Annotated in this window: 18 protein-coding genes; 5 read left to right on the plus strand and 13 right to left on the minus strand. The window is 59.6% G+C overall.

Translation table 11 applies throughout. From position 1 onward, the window contains the following. The first annotated feature begins 47 nt into the window (after positions 1-47). From IOD17_RS09455 to IOD17_RS09470, 4 genes are read left to right on the plus strand one after another with little or no spacing between them, the layout of a single operon-like run. Positions 48-827 (plus strand): ABC transporter permease, encoded by a 780-nt coding sequence (locus tag IOD17_RS09455; protein ID WP_233684847.1) that lies wholly within the window; start codon positions 48-50, stop codon positions 825-827. Next, complete coding sequence (locus IOD17_RS09460) at positions 827-1,684, plus strand: ABC transporter ATP-binding protein (RefSeq protein ID WP_233684848.1); 858 nt, start codon at positions 827-829, stop codon at positions 1,682-1,684. The genes IOD17_RS09455 and IOD17_RS09460 overlap by 1 nt, the downstream gene beginning before the upstream one ends. Then, positions 1,681-2,646: a HEAT repeat domain-containing protein gene (locus IOD17_RS09465; RefSeq protein WP_233684849.1), complete on the plus strand. Its 966-nt coding sequence runs from the start codon at positions 1,681-1,683 to the stop codon at positions 2,644-2,646. Before IOD17_RS09460 ends, IOD17_RS09465 begins: the two co-directional genes overlap by 4 nt. Further along, the gene (locus tag IOD17_RS09470; RefSeq protein ID WP_233684850.1) at positions 2,646-2,939 is read left to right on the plus strand and encodes a DUF971 domain-containing protein; all 294 of its coding nucleotides are present in this window, start codon (positions 2,646-2,648) and stop codon (positions 2,937-2,939) included. Before IOD17_RS09465 ends, IOD17_RS09470 begins: the two co-directional genes overlap by 1 nt. A 304-nt stretch (positions 2,940-3,243) precedes the next feature. Here IOD17_RS09470 and IOD17_RS09475 read toward each other — a convergent pair whose 3' ends face one another. Beyond that, on the minus strand, positions 3,244-4,614 hold the full coding sequence (locus tag IOD17_RS09475) for a transposase (RefSeq protein ID WP_233684851.1): 1,371 nt from the start codon (positions 4,612-4,614) through the stop codon (positions 3,244-3,246). Between IOD17_RS09475 and IOD17_RS09480 the strand changes: the two genes are divergently transcribed. Continuing rightward, positions 4,613-6,175 carry a hypothetical protein gene (locus IOD17_RS09480; protein ID WP_233684852.1) on the plus strand — a complete coding sequence of 521 codons (1,563 nt, stop codon included), beginning with the start codon at positions 4,613-4,615 and terminating at the stop codon, positions 6,173-6,175. The genes IOD17_RS09475 and IOD17_RS09480 overlap by 2 nt on opposite strands. Here IOD17_RS09480 and IOD17_RS09485 read toward each other — a convergent pair. The 12 genes from IOD17_RS09485 to IOD17_RS09540 form a co-directional block, all read right to left on the minus strand. Beyond that, positions 6,148-7,374, minus strand: coding sequence for an IS256-like element ISPa46 family transposase (locus tag IOD17_RS09485; RefSeq protein WP_021703202.1), 1,227 nt, complete (start codon positions 7,372-7,374; stop codon positions 6,148-6,150). The two genes, IOD17_RS09480 and IOD17_RS09485, sit on opposite strands and share 28 nt — an antisense overlap. Positions 7,375-7,886: 512 nt before the next feature. Further along, positions 7,887-8,651: an alpha/beta hydrolase gene (locus IOD17_RS09490; RefSeq protein WP_233684853.1), complete on the minus strand. Its 765-nt coding sequence runs from the start codon at positions 8,649-8,651 to the stop codon at positions 7,887-7,889. Positions 8,652-8,877: 226 nt separating this feature from the next. Next, positions 8,878-9,270 (minus strand): GFA family protein, encoded by a 393-nt coding sequence (locus IOD17_RS09495; protein ID WP_233684854.1) that lies wholly within the window; start codon positions 9,268-9,270, stop codon positions 8,878-8,880. Between the two features lie 222 nt (positions 9,271-9,492). Beyond that, a complete protein-coding gene (gene tauD / locus IOD17_RS09500) occupies positions 9,493-10,326 on the minus strand; it encodes a taurine dioxygenase (protein ID WP_233684855.1) in 834 nt (277 codons plus the stop codon). A 15-nt stretch (positions 10,327-10,341) separates the two neighbouring features. Then, on the minus strand, positions 10,342-11,175 hold the full coding sequence (tauC, locus tag IOD17_RS09505; RefSeq protein ID WP_233684856.1) for a taurine ABC transporter permease TauC: 834 nt from the start codon (positions 11,173-11,175) through the stop codon (positions 10,342-10,344). Beyond that, positions 11,172-11,954, minus strand: coding sequence for a taurine ABC transporter ATP-binding subunit (tauB, locus tag IOD17_RS09510; protein WP_233684857.1), 783 nt, complete (start codon positions 11,952-11,954; stop codon positions 11,172-11,174). Before tauB ends, tauC begins: the two co-directional genes overlap by 4 nt. A 54-nt stretch (positions 11,955-12,008) precedes the next feature. Continuing rightward, complete coding sequence (tauA, locus tag IOD17_RS09515) at positions 12,009-12,983, minus strand: taurine ABC transporter substrate-binding protein (RefSeq protein WP_233684858.1); 975 nt, start codon at positions 12,981-12,983, stop codon at positions 12,009-12,011. A 71-nt stretch (positions 12,984-13,054) separates the two neighbouring features. After that, the gene (gene tauA / locus IOD17_RS09520; protein ID WP_233684859.1) at positions 13,055-14,035 is read right to left on the minus strand and encodes a taurine ABC transporter substrate-binding protein; all 981 of its coding nucleotides are present in this window, start codon (positions 14,033-14,035) and stop codon (positions 13,055-13,057) included. A 334-nt stretch (positions 14,036-14,369) separates the two neighbouring features. Further along, entirely contained in the window at positions 14,370-14,678 is a 309-nt protein-coding gene (locus tag IOD17_RS09525) for an AzlD family protein (RefSeq protein WP_233684860.1), read from the minus strand. Then, on the minus strand, positions 14,675-15,385 hold the full coding sequence (locus IOD17_RS09530; protein WP_233684861.1) for an AzlC family ABC transporter permease: 711 nt from the start codon (positions 15,383-15,385) through the stop codon (positions 14,675-14,677). Before IOD17_RS09530 ends, IOD17_RS09525 begins: the two co-directional genes overlap by 4 nt. 10 nt (positions 15,386-15,395) lie before the next feature. Beyond that, a complete protein-coding gene (locus tag IOD17_RS09535; RefSeq protein ID WP_233684862.1) occupies positions 15,396-15,758 on the minus strand; it encodes an MmcQ/YjbR family DNA-binding protein in 363 nt (120 codons plus the stop codon). A 6-nt stretch (positions 15,759-15,764) separates the two neighbouring features. Next, the gene (locus IOD17_RS09540) at positions 15,765-16,043 is read right to left on the minus strand and encodes a peptidylprolyl isomerase (protein WP_160014225.1); all 279 of its coding nucleotides are present in this window, start codon (positions 16,041-16,043) and stop codon (positions 15,765-15,767) included. Between the last annotated feature and the right edge of the window lie 141 nt (positions 16,044-16,184).

A 16,184-nucleotide genomic window follows, 5' to 3' on the forward strand; every position in this document is an offset into this window, starting at 1 on the left:
TTCTCGCTTAGGCGAGCGGGGTGTGGCAGAGGGTTATGGAGATTGCCATGAAACCGCTATATCGCTGGCCCCTGCGTCTGGCATCGCTCGCCGCCTGCCTGCTGTTCTGGCATGTGGCGGCGGCCCAGCGCCTGAATCTGGGGCTGATTACCTTCACTTACGTGCCAACGCCAAGCGCGGTGCTGGATGCCGCCGTGGCCCTGATCGAATCGAGCAAGCTGGCCACGCACCTGTCCAGCAGCCTGGGCCGGGTGTTTGTCGGTTACCTGCTGGCGGTGATCGCCGGTGTGCTGCTGGGACTGGTCATTGGCCGTTCGAAATGGGCCGAAGACAGCCTGCTGCCGCCACTGGAAGTGTTGCGGCCGATTCCCGCAGTAGCCTGGATTCCCCTGGCCATCCTGATGTTTCCGTCCTCGGAAGCTTCGATGATCTTTATCACCTTTACCGGGGCGCTGTTCCCCATCCTGCTCAATACCATCCATGGCGTTGAGGGCGTCGATCCGCGTCTGATCGCCTCGGCGCGCAGCCTGGGCGCTGGGCGCCTGGCGATTCTGCGCGAGGTAATCGTGCCGGGCGCTGCGCCGAGCATCGTTACCGGCCTGGCCATCGGCATGGGCACCTCGTGGTTCTGCCTGGTGACGGCGGAAATGATCTCTGGGCAGTGGGGCATCGGTTACTACACCTGGGAGTCCTACACCATCCAGAACTACGCCGACATTGTCGTTGGCATGCTGCTGATCGGCGTGCTCGGCATGGGCAGCAGTGCCCTGGTCAAACAACTGGGGGCCTGGGCGACGCCCTGGTACCGGATCAAGGGGAAGCGCTGATGAGTGCCTATGAAAAAGCCGTAGAACCGGGACGCATCGACGGCCAGCAATTGTCGATTCGCCTGGGGCAGGGCGCACAGGCCTTCGACGCCTTGCAGAACCTGGATTTCAGCGTCGAGCCCGGCGAGTTCGTGTGCATTCTCGGTCCCTCCGGTTGTGGCAAATCGACTCTGCTTGGTGCCCTGGCCGGTCATCTACAGATCAGTGCCGGCGCGCTGCGCGTTGATGGCCAGGTGGTGGATGGGCCCTCACCTGAGCGCGGTATGGTGTTTCAGCACCACACCCTGTTGCCTTGGCGCAGTGTGCTCGACAACGTTGCTTTTGGCCTGAAGATGCAGGGCCTGGGCAAGGCCGAGCGGCGCTACCAGGCCGGTGAGTTTCTCCGTCTGGTCGGCCTGCAGGAGTTTGCCCTGCGCTGGCCCAATCAGTTGTCCGGCGGCATGCAGCAACGCGCGGAAATCGCCCGGGTGCTGATCAACCGCCCGCGTCTGTTGCTAATGGACGAGCCCTTCGGCGCGCTGGATGCACAGACCCGTGCGCGGATGCAGGAGTTGTTGCTGGACATCTGGACGCGCATCCGTACCACCGTGGTGTTTGTTACCCACGATATCGACGAGGCGCTGTTTCTCGCCGACCGCGTGCTGGTAATGAGCCCACGACCCGGACGTTTTATCGAGGATCTGCGCCTGGATTTCCCTCGCCCCCGGCACGCCAGCCTGCTGACCAGCCCTGAGTTTGTCCGCCTCAAACGCCATTGCCTGGAGTTGCTGCGCCACGAAGAAGGTCGCGAACTGCCACGCCTGACCCCGCTGGGGCTGCCCAGCGCCGACTTCCCGCCATTGCGAATTGCCCTATGACTGAATTGAACAGCGACAACCCCGAAATTCTGGCCCTGCAGCCACGCCTAAGTGACAGCGATGCAGGCGTGCGGCGTATTGCCCTGATTGCCCTGGCCGATCTGGAAGACCCCGACACCTTACCCTGGTTGATTGAGGCCCTGGGCAGCGATAGCGACGCCCAGGTGCGCACCGAGGCCGCCCGTCTGCTTGAAGCCTGGGAGGAGCCCGAGGTGGTGGCCGCTTTGTGCGCCGCCCTGGCCGATGCGGATGAGGCGGTACGTGGTGCTGCTGCGCAGAGCCTAAGTGAACTGAAAAGCCTGGACGCCGGGCGGGTGATCCTACCTTGGGCCAACCATGCTGATGCCTTTGTGCGCAGCAGCGCCCTGCGTGCCCTGCGTGAACTGCGCCTACCCGACAGCGTGCCAGTCGCACGCCAGGCCCTGCAGGACAGCGATGCCTTTGTGCGGCGTGAGGCAGTGGGTATCCTCGGCTGGCTCAAGCAGCTCGACGCGCTACCCGAATTGGCGCGCCTGGCCAGTGATGACCCGGACACCGAAGTACGCCGCGCCGCCACCGGTGCCTTGGGCCTGGCCAGCGATTTGCTGGTACTGCCGGCTTTGCAGGCAGCCTTGTGCGACAGTGAATGGCAGGTGCGCGAAGAGGCGGCCACCACCCTGGGCAAGGTGGGGCTGAGCGAGGCCGGACCGGCGCTGATCGACGCATTGCAGGACAGCTACTGGCAGGTACGCCTGCGCGCGGCGCGTTCGCTGGGCAAACTGCGCTTTGTCGACGCGTTGGATGGCTTGGTCACGCTGCTCGGTCATAGCATCAGCAACCTGCGTAAGGAGGCTGCGTTGGCCCTTGGCGAACTGGCCGACAGCACTGCCATTGCCCCCTTGCAAGCGGCCGAGCAGGACAGCGACCCGGAAGTGCGCAAGGCCGTGCGTATTGCGCTGTCCCAGCTGCAAAGGACTACCTGATGAACGCCCCCAGCGCCATCCGCAATCAGCGCAGTGCCGGCCTACTGCACCTGCAGTGGCCTGACGGCTCTACGCAAAGCCTTAGTCATGCAAGGTTGCGTGCCGCGTGCCCGTGTTCACAGTGCCGGGCATCACGGCTGGCCGGGCGTATTGATCTGGTCAATGCCGGGGTAAGCCTGAGTGCCATTAACAGTCAGGGTTATGGCGTGCAACTGGTGTTCAGTGACGGGCATGAGCGGGGGATTTACCCGTGGGACTATTTGGCAGGGCTGGCATCGCCTATCGGCGGGTAACGTATCGGAGCAGCAGCCGTCCTGGCGGGCGTTTTTCAATGCGCGCCATTCTTGAAACTCGGCTCGCTCCTCAGTTAACTGAATGCCCCCGCCCGTGTATGGAACTCAGGGAACGCAGCCTATGGTGATGGGCAGCTAGCGGCCGATTCTGTTGAAAAAGTAGGTTCAGCGGCAGCCAGTCGGTCAGGAGTGCCTGCTGTCGAAATGGCTGCAAGCCACTTCAAATTGCCTTCCGGCGTTTCGCTGAGCGTCCTTGCTCAGGTTTGAGGGTTAATTCGAGGGTTTCTGCTCGCAGCAGGCGTACCTATCGCGTGAGCGGTGGTCCTTGAGGCGAAATCTTGGCCATGCGGCGCAGGTTCTGCACTGTCGCAGCCAAGGTGAATTCGTCAGTGGCACCTGTCAGGCCACGCAGTCGTAAACGGTCGAGTTTCATGATCCGTTTGAGGTGGGCGAAAAGCATTTCCACTTTCTTTCGTTCGCAGCGAGAGACGAGGTATTCTGGTGTCTTGGCGATGCGCCGGGCCACGTCGCGGGCAGCTTCATGGATGCTGCGGACGATCTTCCGATTCGGCGTGTTGGGGCAGCATTTCGCTTTCAAAGGACAGGTGGCGCAGTCAGTTTGGCTGGAGCGGTAGATGATGGTATTGGCCTTAGTCACCCGCGATCTTTGCTGGGTGAAGGTGCGCCATTCACTGCGTAGTGGTTTGTCGGTTGGGCAGCGGTATTCATTGGCCTCCTGACACCAGTGGAAGTCTTTACTAGAGAGGCTGTCGTCCTTGCGCTCGGTCTTGTCCCACACTGGTACGTGCGGCTCGATGTCCTTCTCTTCGACCATCCAGGCCAGCATCGGGGCAGTGCCATAGGCGGTATCGCCGATGAGGCGTTCCGGTGTGAGATCGAACTGCGCTTCGACACGCTCGACCATCGTTCTGGTCGAATCGACTTCGGCGGTACGGTGCGCCGGAGTCGCCTCTACATCCACAATCACGCCATGCTCAGTGTCGATCAGGTAGTTCGTGGAGTAGGCAAAGTAGGCCGGACCGCCTGGCGCTGCTGTCCAGCGGGACTGAGGGTCGGTGAGCGAAATTTTCTTGGGAAGAGCTTCAGTCAGGGCCTCTTCATCAAGGGCTTCGAGATACTCGCGCACGGCGCGGCTGCTGAGCGCTGGATTACGCCAATCGACTTCATCTCCCGCCACCCCGCGTTGCCGACTGGCATCGGCCTTAATGATGCTGGCGTCGACGGCGAAACCTTCACCCTTGACCAGGCCGGCGGCCATGCAGCGACGCAGCACCTCATTGAACAACCAGCGGAATAGGTCACTGTCACGAAAACGGCCGTGGCGATTCTTCGAGAAGGTCGAGTGATTGGGTACTTCGTCTTCCAGACTCAGCCGGCAGAACCAGCGGTAGGCCAGATTCAGATGAACCTCTTCGCATAGCCGCCGCTCGGAACGGATGCCATAGCAGTAGCCAACCACCAGCATGCGCACCATCAACTCTGGATCAATCGAGGGGCGGCCGATCGGGCTGTAAAAGTCAGCCAAGTGGGCACGCAGATCGCTAAGATCCAGACACTGCTCAATGCTGCGCAGGAGGTGCTGGCGCGGGACGTGCTCTTCCAGGTTGAACGAGTAGAACAAGCGCTGCTGTCCTCCCGGTAACTGTCCCATCATGCTGTTCGCCCCCACGCTCACTGACAGAGCAATTTTGCCAACGGCATGGGGAGGTCGCTACTTTTTCAACAGAATCGGCCAAAAGCAGCCTGTCGCCTGCTTCAGCTTTAACAGCCAATATAAGCCCTTCGAGCAAATGCATGGCGGTGTCTACGAAATCAGGGGCAATTCATTTCGGCCACAGTTAGGGGGGCTTGCGAAAACACTGTACGAGAGCATGTTCGCACCACATGCCTACCATGCCACCCACCACACGCTTATGCGTGGTTACGCCGTCGGAATTATTGGGCTAGCAATACGCGCTGAATGCGTGGTTCTCCCTGAGAGTGCCGCTGCGGATCTTGCTGCGCCGTTCTCGAATTCGCCGTCTACATTTGCAAGCAATGGCACGCCCGATCCTGCGGTGACAGAGGCGATCGACAACGCTATTCAAATGGACTTCGGCAACTACACGATGGGGCGTTTGGTCCGTCATCGTGCTAACTACGATAACAAACATCCTGAGTACGTCCGCGTTCGAGCGAGGATCGAGCGGCGCATCTATGACCTTGGGTACCGGGCAGATCGATTTGAAACTGCTGATAGGGATATTGGGAGTACATCCTGGCAAGCACGCGATGAAGTAAAGGTGGATCGGTATGGGAAGAAGTACTCGTGGGTTGCCTTTTTTGAAATGTGGGGCGAGCGAGAGGCCAACAGAACCCTGCCTGATTGGCGCCTAGAAGAGAGAACTTCTGACTGTGGCGTTGATCCAAGCTTTCCCAAGCGGCCACCCGAATGGATACCGCCTATTCCAGACTTGTTCGGGCGTGTGACAAAGAGCGCCAATGCTTGGGTACAAGGCGGTTTCACTCCGAACTGGCATTCCTTGCTCGTGGTCCCGTCAATTAATGGACACCAAGGACCATGGGTTCTTTTGCAAGGACATGTCCGTGGGGTCGATGAAACCTGCGATCGGGATATTTTCGCTTTCCTACGCGGTATGTTTGTGGCCCGTAAGGATGTAGAGAGTCTTAAAACGAAGTTTCTTGCTGTGGACTATCCAGGCAACAGCAATATTCCCGAAGCTGGTACTGAGCACTATCTCTACGCAGGGGAGGCAGGCCGTAGCCAGACCTATGCCCGACACCTATACCAGAGGAACGGGCTTTATCGGCGCCAAGTCGTAGAAGCATTCGTGGAGCATGTGCAGGAGGGGCCAAAGAAGAGGATCAAGCGCTCTCCGGGTACGGTTGATCTGATCACCAATGAAGGGAAGACATCCCAAATTTCTTTCGCCGATTTACTCGGTCCGAGGCCGAAATTTCGCCGCATTCCAGGCATCCGACTGGAGCTTCCGTTTATTCACTTCGGCTGGGAGTCCTACCATTCACCGCACAACCAATTCTCAGGCTTCGATCTACCTGCTCCCAGTTTGATTCAGCGTCTTGGGTTAGCGAGCAAGAATCGGGAAATCGACTTCTACGATTCTCTGGGCAAGCCTGGAACGCTCTACCGGAGGGTGTGCAGAATTTTGTGTAACCGGGGTTGGGGTTACTGCTGCGGCAGCCGGTCTTCGTAGCTGATCGTAAAGCGCGTCAGCGCCGCCTTCCAGTCACGGATTGGCATCGTCCATTTCTTGCTGATGTTGCGTAGTGCCAGGTAGAACAGTTTCAGCAGTGCCTCGTCGCTGGGAAACGATCCGCGATTCTTGGTGATCTTGCGCAGGCTCATGTTCACCGATTCGATGGCGTTGGTGGTGTAGATCACCTTGCGAATCTCTGGCGGGAAGTCGAAGAACGGCGTGATACGTGGCCAGTTGCGGCGCCAGGACTGGCCAATCGGCAGGTAGTCGTCATCCCACTTGGCCTCGAACTCACCGAGGCGCAGTTCGGCCTCGTCTGCCGTGCTGGACTGGTAAATTCGCTTCAGGTCAGCAGCCACTTCAGCCCGCCGTTTCCACGACACATAGTTCAGGCTGTGTCTGACCATGTGCACGATGCACAGCTGCACGCTGGTGTGCGGGAACACCGCTTCGATAGCCTCAGGGAAGCCCTTCAGGCCATCCACGCAGGCGACGAAGATGTCCTGCACGCCACGGTTACGCAGCTCGGTTACCACCTGCAACCAGAACTTGGCGCCCTCGTTCTGGGCGATCCATAGGCCGAGGATTTCCTTCTCGCCAGCCAGATTGATGCCCAACGCCAGATACACCGCCTTCACTCGCACGGCGCCTTCGCGCACCTTGGTGTGGATGCAGTCGAGGTAGACGATGGGGTAGACCGCATCGAGCGGGCGCGACTGCCAGGCCTTCACTTCATCGGCTACGGCATCGGTCACCGAGGAGATCAGGCTGGGCGACACCTCGGCACCGTACATTTCCTGCAAGTGCGCCTGGATCTCGCGCACAGTCATGCCGCGGGCATACAGCGAGAGGATCTTGTCGTCGAAACCCGCCCAGCGGGTCTGGTGCTTCTCGACAATCTGCGGATCAAAGGTGCCATGCCGGTCGCGCGGCACTTCGATGGGCAACTCGCCGAACTCACCCTTGAGTTTCTTCTTGCTGAAACCGTTGCGGGTGTTGCCAGTTGGATTGCTTACCGGCTGATGCTTATCGTGGCCCAGGTGGTGGGTCAGCTCAGCATCCAGCGCACGCTCAACCAGCTTCTTGGTCAGTTGCTTGAGGATGCCGTCAGCACCGATCAGGTCTTCAGGATTCTGGTAGTTGGCCAGGAGCTGATCCAGCAGCTCGTCGGTGATGGGATGTTGCGTCTTGCTCATGGTGTCTCCGGTTCGGAGCGACAGTGTCGCTCATGAGCCGGTTACACAAAAATTAGGACACCCTCCTCTACCGTGAGGCTGGCGATTCATGGAAGGGGAACCGGCACAGCCTTCTGTACATTCGGGCGGAACTTCTTCAACGCTACCTGAGCGAAACTCGCCAGGTGTTTGTTTGGTGCAATTGGGGAGAGCGGAATTGGCTCAAGAAAATGGATGGTTATCACCCTATCAGAGACGATGTCAGGCAAAAAATTTACCAAGCACAGAAACACTTACACCGCTCATTCTCTCAATGGTCTGCTAGGGACTCGAAGGTCATAGGGTTCTAACCCTGTAGCATGAACACTTTCGAGTAAGTGCTGGGCAGGCCAATCAGTTCCCACGAAAGGCCAAGCCTAGCTACTCATTTGCAGTCTTTCTGTTCACCGGCCGCTTCTGGCCGATAGCGCCGCATGCAACTCTCTGCCGCCGACTATGGATGTAACGTTTCTATTTACCGCAGACCATTCCTGTTAACCGGCGCTAGTTAAGCATCTGACAATCAGCTCCAGCGCCTTTTTACCCTCTGGGATGGGTAGGATTGGCCAGACGTGAATCATTCCTTCGCCTATCTGCAGGTCCACCGGTACGCCGGCAGCCCGCATTTTGTTGGCAAACAGCAATGCGTCGTGGTGGGCGATATCGCGTGTGCCGGCGAACAGCAGTGTGGGTGGGAGGCCTTGCAGGTTGCCACGAAGCGGGCTGACATGACGGTGCTCAACACTCAAATCCCCAGCGTACAAACGGCCGGCCTCTTTTAGGCCGACAGCGGCGAGCATGGGGTCATGCTTTTCTCTGGCGGCTATGGCCGGGTGCTGCATGCTCACATCAAGCCAGGGGCAGATCAGCACCAATTGCGCGGGTAGTGGCAGGCCTTTTTCGCGCAGGGCGTAGCAAAGGGCGAGGCTCAGGCCGCCACCGGCAGAATCACCGGCCAGGGTCAGTGAGCCGGCATCTGTGGTGATGCAGAGGTGCTGGTAAACCCGAACAACCGCATCCACTGCCTGCTTGCAGCTGGCTTCAGGTGCCAGCGGGTAGAGGGGCACGGTGATCGTGCAGCCGGTCTGCTCTACAAGTCGCTGAAGAAATCGCCAATGATGTGTGGTGATGGGCCGGATATAGGCCCCGCCATGCAGGTAGAGCAGATGGCGCGCCGTGGCCTGTGGGGTTTGTGGCGACAGTTGGTACAGCTCGATCCCGTCCAGGGGCTGATGCTGTACTTCAAGGTTGCGCAGCATATTGCCTGAGGGCCTTGCCGGGCCTTGGTTTCTGACTTTCTTGATGCCCTCAAGTACCGCCTGCACGGAGCTGTAAATGCGTTTGCGTCGGGTGATGCGCAGAAGGGCAATAAGCAGCTGAGACTGAATGCTAGGCATGCATGGGACTCGTTGATTGTTGTTGTGCGCCCAAGCCTACTGCATTGCGCTTGAGTCGGCTTGACTGGGCTACCCCGAGACGGTGTCTCTACTCTTCCGTGCGTGTGGTGGTTTCCCGATCACCTTCATAGCGCTTCGTGAATGGGAAGGGTGGCAGCCAGGATTCGCGGCGGGTGGTCCACAGCTCATAGGTGGGGCGCAGTTGGTTGGGGCTGTCGAGAGTCCCCAGATTGATTTCGACTTCGTCGGCACTGCGGGAAAATACCGAAGAGCCGCAGCGTGGGCAGAAAAACCGCCCGGCGTAATCGGCTGTTGCGCCAACGACTGTCACGGCGTCCTTGGGAAAAACCGCAGAGGCGTGGAAGAGTGCGCCGTGGTGTTTGCGACAGTCGAGGCAATGACACAGGCCAACCCGGTAAGGTTGCCCGGTTGCTTCGATACGCACGTTGCCGCAAAGGCAACCGCCAGTGAATTGCGCCATGCGCCATCTCCTCGGCAAGCCCGTGCTCGGTATATTCACGGGGTGTTGCCCAAGGATAGGTGATCGGTTTGCCTATTGGGTAATTGCCATGCAACAGCAGCAAACTGCCAAGCAGGTGTTCGAAGTAGAGTTGCGGCAGGCTGATAAAACCGCATGCGCCAGCCTGGTCGAGGCTGGAGAAAGGCTGCCGCTGTCAGGAGGAGTGAGGGGCATAGACTCTGCTTAGACCGGCGCATCTCCGAGAATTGTCGCGCGCTGCATCACCCGGCGCTGCGGGCGGTAGTCGTCTACGGCGTAATGCTGGGTGATGCGGTTGTCCCAGAAGGCGATGTCATTGGTCTGCCAGCGCCAGCGCACGGTGAATTCCGGGCGGGTGCTGTGGGCAAACAGAAAGCGCAGCAGCGCATCGCTTTCATCGGTCTCCAGCTCGTTGATCCGGGTGGTGAAGCCATCGTTGACGAACAGTCCCTTGCGCCCTGTGACCGGGTGAGTGCGCACCACCGGGTGGGACAGTGGCGGGTATTTACGCTGCACCTCGTGGTAGTGCTCAAGCGCTTGCGGGGTATTGCCGTAGCGCTCCAGCGGGAACGAGTGGGTGAAGTCATGGGTGGCAGTCAGGCCGTCGAGCAGCACCTGCAGTGGTTTCGACAACGCCTCGAAGGCAGCACTGTTGCTGGCCCACAGCGTGTCGCCACCGAAAGGTGGCAGCAGCTTGGCCGACAGCACCGCGCCCATGGCCGGAGTCGGCAGGAAAGTGACATCGGTGTGCCAGATGGCGTTGTCGCGCACATCGGTTACCGCCGTGTCGAGGATCAGCACTTCTGGCTGCTCCGGCACATTGGGGTAGATCGGGTGAATATGCAGGTCACCAAAGTGGCGGGCAAAACTGGCCTGCTGTTGTGGGGTGATCGGCTGGTTACGGAAGAACAGCACCTGATGCGTGAGCAAGGCCTGCTCAATCAGCTGATGGTTCTCGGCGCTCAAGGGCTCGCTGAGGTTGATACCGTCAATCTGTGCGCCAAGGGCAGGGCTCAGTTGGGTGATTTGAATGCTCATGCTCATCTATCCAGTTCAATGGGCCTGGCCATGCCAGGGCACCAGCTTACGTTGCAGGGCGCGCAGGCCCATCTCCAGGGCAAAGGCGATCAGGGCGATCACCAGAATCCCGAGAATCACCACATCGGTTACCAGAAACTGGGCGGCGGACTGCACCATAAAACCCAGGCCACTGGTGGCGGCGATCAGCTCGGCGGCCACCAGGGTTGACCAGCCCACTCCCAGGCCGATACGAATGCCCGTAAGAATCTCCGGCAGGGCGCTGGGCAGGATCACGTAGCGGATCAACTGCGCCTGGCTGGCACCCAGCGATTGCGCTGCGCGAATCTTGCTCGGGTCGACGTTGCGCACGCCGGTGGCGGTGGAAATGGCGATTGGCGCGAAGATCGCCAGAAAGATCAGCAGCACCTTGGACAGCTCACCAATCCCGCACCAGATAACGATCAGTGGCAGGTAAGCCAGCGGCGGGATCGGACGGTAGAACTCGATCAACGGGTCGAAAATGCCGCGAGCGATTCGGTAACGGCCAATCGCAATCCCCAGCGGAATGGCGGTCAGTACGGCGGCGAACAGACCCAGGCCGATACGTTGCAGGCTGGCGGCCAGGTGCTGCCAGAGGCTGGAATCCATATAACCCTGGCTCAGCACCAGCCAGCCGCGTTTGGCCACCGCCTGTGGGCTGGGTAGAAACAGCGGCTCAATCAGGCCGAAGTAGGTTACCGCCCACCAGGCCCACAGTAGAAAGGCGACTGTCAGGCTACTGATAGTGAACAGGCTGAGCTCACGTGGAGCACGCCGTGCTTGTTGTTCGCTCTCGGTGTTGGAGTAGATGTACTCATGGCTGCTCATGCGCGGCTCCCTTGGCGTTCGGCGAAAACCTGGGCGAGCACATGCTCGCGGGTGGCAATAAAGGCCGGATCGGATTTAATCGCACGGGCACTCTCACCGGCGGTGTAGCGTTGGCCGAAATCCAGGCTCAGGCGTTCGCTGATGCGGCCGGGGTTGGGTGACAGCAGAATCAGGTCGGTGGCGAGAAAGACTGCTTCCTCGATGTCGTGGGTAATCAGGAACACGGGTTTGGCCGTGCGCTGCCAGACCTGCAGCAGCAGCTCCTGCATCTGCTCGCGGGTAAAGGCGTCGAGTGCACCGAACGGCTCGTCCATCAGCAGCACCCGTGGTTCGGCTGCCAGTGCGCGGGCCAGGCCGACACGCTGACGCTGACCGCCAGACAGTTCCCAGATGCGTCGCTGTTCGAACCCGGCCAGATCCACCAGGCTCAAAAGTTCGCGGGCCTTGGCTTCGCGCTGGGGCTTTGCCACGCCGGCCAGTTGCAGGCCGAATGCGACGTTTTCCAACACGTTCTGCCAGGGCAACAGGGCGTCATCCTGAAACACCACGCCGCGTTCGGCGCTGGGGCCCTGTACCGGTTGTTGATCGAGGCTGATGCGGCCGGCGTTGGGTGCAACAAAGCCGGCGATCAGGTTGAGCAGAGTGGTTTTGCCACTGCCCGAAGGGCCTAGGGCGACCAGCAATTGCTGAGGGCCAAGGCTCAGGGAAATATCCGTCAGTACCGGCTCGGCCGTGCCGGGGTACTGTGCGCTGATGCGCTCCAGTTCAAGTAAGGCCATGATCGTGACTCTCTCAAATGCTCCCCCAGCTTTTGCCGGGGGAGTTACAGCGGGTTACTGGATATAGGCGTCGCTGACATAGGGTGAGTAGTCGCTCAGCACGCTGTCGGCTTTGCCCTGCTCCTTGAGAAATACCGCGGTGGCGGCGATGTCCTTGGCCGTCTTGCCGCCGAGCAACTCGGCTTGCTGCTTGGCATCCGGGAAGGCCGAGCCGGCGAGCAGCTCAGGCACGTCTTTAGGATCAGCACCGGTTAACTTGGCAATTTTCTGCACGGGCTCGGAGTCGGCAGTCCAGCTGTCTTTGTTGGCGGCGTAGTCGGCGAAAGCATCCAGGCTGACCTGGGCGAATTTGCTCAGCAGCTCCGGGTGCTTCTCGGCAAAGTCCTTGCGCGCTACCCACACTTCGAAGGTCGGCGCGCCCCAGGTGCCGACTTCTGCGGCATCGGTCAGCACTGTGCCGTTCTGCTTGATCGCGCCGAGTGCCGGCGACCAGACGAAGGCCCCGTCGATATTGCCGCGCGCCCAGGCAGCGGAGATTTCGCTGGGGTTGAGGTTGACGATCTTCACTTTACTCGGTTCGACCTGCCAGTGCTTGAGTGCGCCGAGCAGGCTGTAGTGCGAGGTGGAAACGAATGGCGTGGCGATGGTCTTGCCGATCAGGTCTTGCGGGCCATTGATGCCGCTGCCGTTACGTACTACCAAGGCCTCTGCGGCGTTGATTTGCGCGGCGACTATAAAGGTCGCAAACGGCAGGCCACGGCTGGCGGCAGCGGCCAATGGGCTGCTGCCGAGGTTGCCGATCTGTACGTCGCCGGAGGCGATGGCGGTAACCACTTCAGCGCCGCTGTTAAAACGTCGCCAGTCGATCTTCTGGCCCAAGGCTTTGTCGTAGGTGCCGTCAAACTGCGTCACTTTGGTCGGATCGATACCGGTCTGGTAACCGATGATCAGGTCATCTGCCTGGGCTGCGGTGCTCAGCCCGCTGACAATCAGCGCAGCCAACAGGCTGCGTAATGGACGAAAACTCATGCTGCTTACTCCGCAAGAATGCCGCTGCGCAGTGCAGGCCGAATGGTCATGCACGGCGCAGGTAAGGTGATTTAGTTGGTCAGGTATTGATTGCTGACGTAGGGCGCGTAGTCCGGCAGCACCGCATCGACCTTGCCTTGCTCTTTGAGGAACTTGGCGGTGTTGGTGATGGCCTGGGTGGTCGGCGCCGCGAGCTGGTTGACCTGATCGGCTGCCAGTGGGAACACGTTGCCTTGCAGCAGCAGCGGGATATCCTGAGCCTTAGCGCCGGAGAGCTTGACCAGCTTGTCGATGTTGCTGCTGTCGGCCAGCCAGGCTTGCGGGTCTTTACGGTAGTTGGCGTAGGCGTCCAGGGTAACCTTGGCAAAGGCACGGACAACTTCAGGGTGCTTCTCGGCAAAGTCCTTGCGCACAATCCAGGCATCGAAGGTTGGTGCACCCAGGTCGCTCAGTTCACCTGAGGTGATCAGTACCTTGCCGTTTTCCTTGGCCACACCCAGCGCTGGATCCCACACGTAAGTGGCATCGATGTCGCCACGCTGCCAGGCGGCAATGATCGCCGGCGGTGCCAGGTTGAGGATCTGCACCTTGCTCGGATCAATCTTCCAGTGCTTGAGCGCGGCGAGCAGGCTGTAGTGGCCGGTGGACACGAACGGTACGGCAACTTTTTTGCCGATCAGGTCTTCGGATTTGCTGATATTGCTGCCGTCACGGGCAACCAGCGCCTCGGCGGCACCGATCTGGGCGGCAATCAGAAAGGTCTGAATCGGCAATTCACGGGTGGCCGCTGCGGCCAGCGGGCTGGAGCCGACATAGCCGATCTGCACATCACCGGAGGCAACGGCGGTGATGACTTCGGCACCACCATCAAATTTGCGCCAGTTGATCTTGGCTTGGCTGGCTTTCTCATACGCGCCATCGGCCTGAGCGACCTTAGCCGGGTCTACGGTGGTCTGGTAGGCCACGGTGAAATCCACCGCATGGGCACTCAGGGCAAAACCACTGAGGGCGATGGCTGCAAACAGGCGGCGAGGCAGGAATTTATTGAGCATGGCAGGACTCCTCAACAGCCAATCGACTGCTGTTGCAGGAGTGGCCGGATCACTGGAAATAAATGGGGTTCAGCAGGGTCCGGTGATCCGGTAGAAACAAGTTAAACGATCTAAAAAATAGTTAATAAAGACTTTTTAGGCATATACATATGTGCTTTGAAATGACCGGCCGCAGCAGGCCAATTGGCGGCCACGCGGGCAATCAATAATTGTCTCGGGAGAGGTTAAAAGCAGACTTGTCTGGTGCGCGGGGCAGCATAGGTTGCCATCAGGCCGGCATGTCATGCGGTAAACGGCGCTTGCAAGCTATGCAGTGAGGTGCGCGTGGGATAACTCAGAGTTGTCGGCAGAGGGCCGCGACCAGAATGCCCGCGGCAATCGCGGGCAGCGGCTTTTTCACCAGCAGCATGACAACTGCCGTAGTCAGCAAGGCCAGCCGCGCACTCATGTCACCATCAACTGCCATAGGCGTAAGAATGGCCACCAACACCGAGCCAGACATGGCGCTGATAAATTGCTGAACCCTGTAGTTGATCGGCACATACGCCATCACGAACACGCCACCCCAGCGTGTCGCCAGTGTCACGGCCGCCATGACCAAGACGATGATCAGCGAGCCCCAACCCGTCGTGGCCATGCTCATTTTTTCTTCTCCATCCACAGCGCACCGAATACGCCGCCTGCCAGAGCCCCGACAACCACATGGCTATTGTCCGGCAGGTACCAGTAAGCCAGCAGTGATGAGCCGGCAGCGACCGTCCAGATCAGCAATAACCTGAGGCTCTTTTCACCGCCCACGGCCATCGCCAACAGAAAACAGCCCATCACCATGTCCAGACCAAAACTTTTGGGGTCATGGATGGCGCCGCCGAAGTAAATCCCCAACCAGGTGCCAAATACCCAGAATGACCACAGCGCAAGGCCACCACCGAGCAGCAGGCCAAAGCCCGGTTGGCCGCGATTGAAGGCTTGTATGGCCAGCGCCCAATTGGCATCGGAAGCAACCAGCATCACGCCATAGCGTCTGGCCGGGGACAAATGGCGCAGCCAGGGATACAGCGATGCGCCCATCAGCAGGTGACGCGCATTGATGGCGAACACGGTGAGGGCCAGTGGCACGATGGGGATGTGTACACCCCACAATTCCAGCGCGGCAAATTGTGAGGCCCCGGCGAAGACCAGGGTACTCATCAGCAGCGCCGAAGGGTTATCCAGCCCAGTCTGTACTGCTGCGAGGCCAAACGCAGCGCCAAAGGCGATCACGAAAATGGAAAGTGGGACGAGTTGCGTGAAGCCGGCCCAGACATCCTGACGGCTGAATTCATGCAACGTTGTGGTGCTGTCCGACATCTTGCAGCCTTTACTTTGTGCTCGGGTCGAGCAGCAGAGCCAGTTTCAAGCGTTTGGGCAGTTTGCCAACCACCAGTTGATGGGAGCGTGTCAGCAATGCTTGCAGCTCGTTATCGCCTAGCGGGTAGGGTGCGGCAATGCTGATCCAGTGTGCGCGCGCCAGATAAGGCGCTGGGCGGATACCCGGGCGGTCGCAATAGCCGAGAAACAGGTCGGCATCCACCTTGAACGCCAAGCCGTCATGGCTGCCCAGGTGGAACAGGGCGAACATCTTGCTCTCGGCCACCGAGAACACGCGCACGCCGCCCCATTTGATGTCCTCACGGGCACCCGGCAGGCTCAGGCAGAAAGCAGCTACGTGTTCAGGCGTCATCTCAGATCACTCGCGGTAGAAAACCTGTACCAGATGGTAGCCAAACTGGCTTTTAACCGGGCCGTGCACTTCACGCACCGGCTTTTTAAAAATCACCTGATCGATGGCGCGCACCATCTGCCCTGGGCGCACTTCACCCAGGTCGCCGCCTTTCTTGCCAGAGGGGCAGGTGGAGTATTTGCGTGCCAGCACATCGAAGGCTTCGCCGGCGGCGATACGTTTCTTCAGCGCGGCGGCTTCTGCTTCGGTTTTCACCAGAATGTGGCGGGCCATTGCCTTTGGCATGACGGGCTCCTCGGAATTCAGTCGGCATAGTGTGCCAGTATTTTCAGCCACTTAGCGCTTGATTCAGGCTTGCGCCGATTTTCTCGGGAGCGATGCCTAATCTTCGCCTAACGTAATACATCCAACTTGCGGGAAATCTCG

Source organism: Pseudomonas anguilliseptica, assembly GCF_021375795.1.
In the GTDB taxonomy this organism is placed as follows: Bacteria; Pseudomonadota; Gammaproteobacteria; order Pseudomonadales; family Pseudomonadaceae; genus Aquipseudomonas; species Aquipseudomonas anguilliseptica_A.